Below are 5,913 nucleotides of genomic sequence, written 5' to 3'. Positions count from 1 at the left end.
GCACAGGAACGGGTCATCCGGGCCGCCCTCGCCGACGCGGGCGTAGCTGCCTCCGACGTCGACGCGGTGGAGGCCCACGGCACCGGAACCGTCCTGGGCGACCCCATCGAAGCGCAGGCACTGCTGGCCACCTACGGCAAGGAACGCGACGGCCGGCCACTGCTCGTCGGCTCACTGAAATCCAACCTCGGACACGCCCAGGCCGCCGCCGGCGTCGGCGGCATCATCAAGATGGTCATGGCCCTGCGCCACGGCGAACTGCCCGCATCCCTCCACGTCAGCAAGCCCAGCGAACTCATCGACTGGACCACGGGCAGCGTCGAACTCCTCACCGAACCCAAGCCGTGGCCGGCCGCCGACGGCAAGGTCCGGCGGGCCGGAGTGTCGTCCTTCGGGATCAGCGGCACCAACGCCCACACCGTCCTCGCCGAAGCACCCACCGAGACACCCACACCCGAGGGCGAGCCGTTGGAGGGCGACTCCGGACCCCTGTGGGTGCTGTCCGGCCGTACGGAACCGGCGCTGCGCGCCCAGGCCACCGTGCTCCTCGGCGCTCTGGACGCCCTGGACGAGGTGTCCGCCCGTGACCTCGGCCGTGCGCTGGCGACCACGCGTTCCGCCCTCGACCACCGCGCGGCCGTCACCGCCGAGGACCGCGACGAGGCCGTCGCGGCGCTGGCCGCGCTCGGCCGCGGTGAGCCGCACTCCGCGCTGGCCGTCGGCGCGGCCCGCCCCGACGACCAGCTGGCCTACCTCTTCACCGGGCAAGGCAGCCAACACGTCGGCATGGGGCGTGAGTTGTATGAGACCGAGCCGGTCTTCGCCGCCGCCCTGGACGAGGTGTGCCGTGAACTGGACGCCTGCCGTGGTTCCATGGCCGGCACGCCGTCGATCCGCGAGGTGATGTTCCACGACGCCGAGGCACTCGACCGGACCGAGCACACCCAGGGTGCTCTCTTCGCCCTCCAGGTCGCGCTGTTCCGGCTGCTGGAGCACCAGGGTCTGGTACCGGACGCCGTACTCGGCCACTCCATCGGCGAGTTCGCCGCCGCGCACGTAGCCGGGATCCTCACCCTGCCGGACGCCTGTGCCCTGGTCGCCGCGCGTGGCCGGCTCATGCAGGCTCTGCCGCCCGGCGGCGCGATGACGGCCGTGCAGGCGTCGCGGGAGGAGGTCGGCGCGCTGCTGGACGGCCGCGAGCACGAGGTGAGCATCGCCGCGGTCAACGGTCCGGCGGCGGTCGTCGTCTCCGGCGACGTCGAGGCCGTGGAACAGGTGGCCGCCGGTTTCGCCGCAGAGGGGCGCAAGACACGCCGGCTCGTCGTCAGCCACGCCTTCCACTCCCACCGCATGGACGGGATGCTCGACGCGTTCGCCGCCGTCACGGCGGGTGTCCGGTACGCGGCGCCGCACATCGCCATGGTGTCCACCGTCACCGGCCGGCCCGTCGAGATCACCGCCGACTACTGGGTCCAGCAGGTGCGCCGGGAGGTACGGCTCTCGGACGGCCTGGCCGCACTGCGCGATCTGGGCGTGCGGACCTTCCTGGAACTCGGTCCGGACGGTGTGCTGTCGGCACTCGGCCAGGGCTGCCTGGACGACGACGGGCTGGCGTTCGTCCCGGTGCTGCGCCGCGGCCGGTCCGAGCGCCGTACCCTGGCGGCCGCGCTCGGCGCCCTGCACGTCCGCGGCCGTGGCCCGGACTGGCACGCCGTCTTCGGTCCGGGTCAGACGCCCGACCTGCCGACGTACACCTTCCAGCGGGAACGCTACTGGCTGACCGCGAACGGCAGCGAGGGGGCGGCCGGCCATCCGCTGCTCGGGCCCGCCGTGGAGCTCGCCGACTCCGGGCAAGCCGTGCTGACCGCCCGGCTCGGCCGCCGGACCCAGCCCTGGCTCGCCGACCACGCCGTCCTCGGCTCGGTTCTGCTGCCCGGCACCGCCTTCCTGGAGCTCGCCGCCCGCGCGGGCGCCCAGACCGGTACCCCGCAGGTCGCCGAACTCACCCTGACCGCACCGCTGCTGCTCCCCGAGGAGGGCAGCGCCGAGGTCCAGCTCGTCGTCGCCGCACCCGACGACGACGGACAGCGCGCCCTGACCGTGCACGCCCGCGCCGAGACGCCGGACGGCGGCAGTGAGCCGTGGACCCTGCACGCCACCGGCCTCCTCGCCCCGCACGGCGGAGCTCCGGCGACCGCGGCCGGCTGGCCCGTCGCCGAGGCCGAACCGCTGCCTCTCGACGGCTGCTACGACGAACTGGCCTCCGCGGGCTACGTCTACGGCCCGGTCTTCCGGGGCCTGCGCGCCGCGTGGCGGCACGGCGGCGACCTGCTGGCCGAGGTCGCCCTGCCGCCGGCCGTCACCGACGCCGCCTCCTACGGCCTGCATCCCGCGCTGCTCGACGCGGCCCTGCACCCGATCGTCACGACCGCGCTGGGTGACACGGACCGTCGTCTGCTGCCCTTCTCATGGCGCGGTGTGACCATCCACCAGCCCGGCGCGCGTACCGCTCGCGTGCTGATCGCCGGCACCGGTCCGGACGCCGTGTCGCTGACCTTGCTGGACGAGTCCGGCGCGGTGATCGCCGAGGTGGAGGAGCTGCTGCTGCGCCCGGCGGGCGATGACCTCGCCGTCCCGCGGTCGCTGTACCGGCTGGACTGGAAGCCGGTCGCCGCGGACGGGGAACCGCCCTCGATCGCTGCCGCACTCGGACCCGTCGACCTGGGCGTCGGCCTCCACTACCCCGACCTCGCCGCACTGGGCCGGGCCCTCGACGCGGGGCTGCCCGCCCCCGCGGTGGTCCTCGCACCGCTCGTGGATCTCCTGGGCGGCCCGTCGGCCGACACCCGGCCCGCCGTGCACCGCGCGCTCCCGTTGCTCCAGACCTGGCTGGCCGACGACCGGCTCGCCCACTCCCGGCTGGTGCTCGTCACCCGGGGTGCCGTGGCCACGGCATCGGACGCCGATGTGGCGGATCCCGACGACGCGGCCGTATGGGGCCTGGCGCGCTCGGCGCAGACCGAGCACCCCGGGCGGGTCGGGCTGCTGGACGTGGAGTCGGCAGGCGACTGTCCGCTCGCGTTGCCGCTGCTCGGCACGGAGCCGCAACTAGCGGTCCGCGACGGGGCGTTGCTGGTGCCCCGGCTCGGCCCCGCGACGGCCGACGGTGAACTCGTCCCGCCCGCCGGGGCGGCCGCCTGGCGGCTGGGGGTCCGCGAACGCGGAACCCTGGACCACCTGGCGCTCGAACCCTGCCCGGAGGCCCTGGCGCCGCTCGCCGAGGGCGAGGTACGCATCGCGGTGCGCGCGGCGGGCGTCAACTTCCGCGACGTACTGAACACCCTCGGTCTCTACCCCGGCGATCCCGGCCTGCTCGGCCTCGAAGGGGCCGGTGTGGTCACCGAGGTCGGGCCGGGTGTCACCGGCTTCCGCGCCGGCGACCGGGTGATGGGCCTGTTCTCCGGGGCCTTCGGCCCGGTGGCCGTCGCCGACCACCGGCGGATCGCCGCCATGCCCGACGGCTGGACGTTCGCCCAGGCGGCGTCGGCGCCCATCGTCTTCCTGACCGCCTACCACGGCCTGGTCGACCTGGCCGGCCTGATCGCGGGCGAGTGCGTCCTCGTCCACGCGGCCGCGGGCGGCGTCGGCATGGCCGCCGTCCAGCTGGCCCGGCATCTGGGCGCGGAGGTCTACGGCACGGCGAGTCCCGGCAAGTGGGGTGCGCTGCGCGCCCTCGGCCTGGACGAAGCGCACCTGGCTTCGTCCCGCACCCTGGAGTTCGAGGCCGCGTTCGCTGCGGCCACCGACGGCCGTGGCATGGACGTCGTACTGGACTCGCTGGCCGGTGAGTTCGTGGACGCCTCCCTGAGGTTGCTGCCGCGCGGCGGCCGCTTCATCGAGATGGGCAAGACCGACCTGCGCGACCCGGAGCAGGTCGCGGCCGAGCACCCGGGGGTGGACTACCGCTTCTTCGATCTGCTCCAGACGCCGGCCGAGCGGATCTGCGAACTGCTCACGGACGTCCTGCGGTTGCTGTCGTCGGGGGCGCTGGCCCCGCTGCCGGTCAGCACCTGGGACGTCCGGCGGGCACCGGAAGCGTTCCGGTACGTCAGCCAGGCCCGGCATGTCGGCAAGGTCGTCCTCACCCTGCCCACGGCCCTCGATCCGGCCGGTACGGTCCTGGTCACCGGTGCCACCGGCGCGCTCGGCGGACTGGTCGCCCGGCATCTGGTGACCGAGCACGGTGCCCGCCGCCTGCTGCTGGTCAGCCGCCGCGGCCCCGACGCACCCGGCGCCAAGGAACTCGCCGCCGAACTCGCCGAGTCGGGTGCCGAGGTCACCGTCGCGGCCTGTGACACCGCCGACCGGGACGCGCTCGCGCAGCTGCTGACCGGCGTGCGGCTCACCGCCGTCGTGCACGCGGCGGGGGTGCTGGACGACGGCGTGATCACCGCGCTCACGCCCGAACGCCTCGACACCGTGCTCGCCGCCAAGGCCACCGCGGCCCGCAATCTGCACGAGCTGACCGCCGAGCAGGATCTGGCGGCCTTCGTCCTCTTCTCCTCCGTCATGGGCCTCATCGGCGGCGCCGGCCAGGGCAACTACGCGGCAGCCAACGCCTGCTTGGACGCCCTCGCCCAGCACCGCAAGGCCCGCCGGCTGCCCGCGCTGTCCCTGGCCTGGGGCCTGTGGGCGGACACCGCGGGACGTACGGGCGCGGACGGAACAGCCGGTGCCGGAATGGCGGGTGCCCTCTCCGAAGCCGATCGGGGACGACTCGCCAGAATGGGTCTCGCTCCCCTCGACCGGGCGGAGGGCCTGGCTCTGCTCGACGCGGCACTGCGCATAGACACGGCCGCTCTCGTGCCCGCGCGGCTGGATCGCGCCGCACTGGCCGCGCCCGGCCCGCAGGTGTCCCCGGTGCTTCGGGGCCTGGCCCCGGCCGCACCGCGACCGGCCCACGTGCCGGTGGCCGCCGGCGTTCCGAAGAGCGAGTCCCTGCGCGACCGGCTCACCACACTGAGCCGGGCCGAGCAGGACGAGCTGCTGCTGGACCTGGTCCGGGTGCAGGCCGCCGCCGTACTCGGCCGGTCGTCCGCGGCCGGCATCCCCGCCGACCGCCCCTTCAAGGACATGGGCTGCGACTCGCTCACCCTCGTGGAGCTGCGCAACAGGTTGCAGACGAGCGCCGGTCTGCGGCTGCCCGCCACGTTCCTCTTCAACTGCCCGACACCCGCGGCGGTCGTCGCCCACCTGCACGCCGAACTGGCCCCGGCCGAAGCCGCTCACGACGACCGCACCGCGTCGGCCGGGCCCGGCCTGGCCGCACTCGAGCAGCTCGAAGCGGTGCTCGCCGGCCTGTCCGACGGCGCTCACGACGACACCAGGGCCGAGATCATCCAAAGGCTCCAGGCGCTGCTGGCCCGCATCCCGGCCCAGCGGACCCAGACCGACTCCGACAATCTGACCGCGCGGGTCGAGTCGGCGTCGGTCGACGAACTCCTCGCGTTCATCGACTCCGAACTCTGATCCCTCCGCTGCGAGGCCGGACGGTTCGCCGCGCTCCGCGGTGACCGTCCGGACCTCACCTGCTCATCCCCGCCGCTTCACGCGGCACGCTCGGGCGCGTCTCATGGACAGCGATGTCGGGTCCGCGCGCACACATGCACAGCTTCACGACGCCTACGGGGGCATCATCACCATGGCAACGACGGACAACGACAAGCTGGTCGAATACCTCAAGCGCCTCACCGTCGACCTTCACCAGTCCCGCCAGCGGGTCCGCGAGCTGGAGGCCGGCACCAACGATCCGATAGCCATCGTCGGTATGGGCTGCCGTTTCCCGGGCGGGGTGGACTCGCCCGAGGCGTTGTGGCAGGTCGTCGCCCAGCAGCGCGATGTGATCTCCGGCTT

General features: G+C 74.1%; 2 protein-coding genes. Both read left to right on the top strand.

All coding sequences use genetic code 11. The features are described from left to right. Window positions 1-5,529: type I polyketide synthase (locus ACZ7DL_RS38825; RefSeq protein ID WP_470781749.1), on the top strand; the 5,529-nt coding region annotated here is incomplete at its 5' end. Between the two features lie 172 nt (window positions 5,530-5,701). Beyond that, on the top strand, window positions 5,702-5,913 hold a 212-nt coding region (locus ACZ7DL_RS38820; protein ID WP_470781747.1), incomplete at its 3' end, for a polyketide synthase docking domain-containing protein.

It is taken from the genome of Streptomyces sp. NPDC036984, assembly GCF_055607665.1.
The sequence above is the reverse complement of the archived record's forward strand: the minus strand, read 5'-3'. Positions and strand labels throughout refer to the sequence as shown.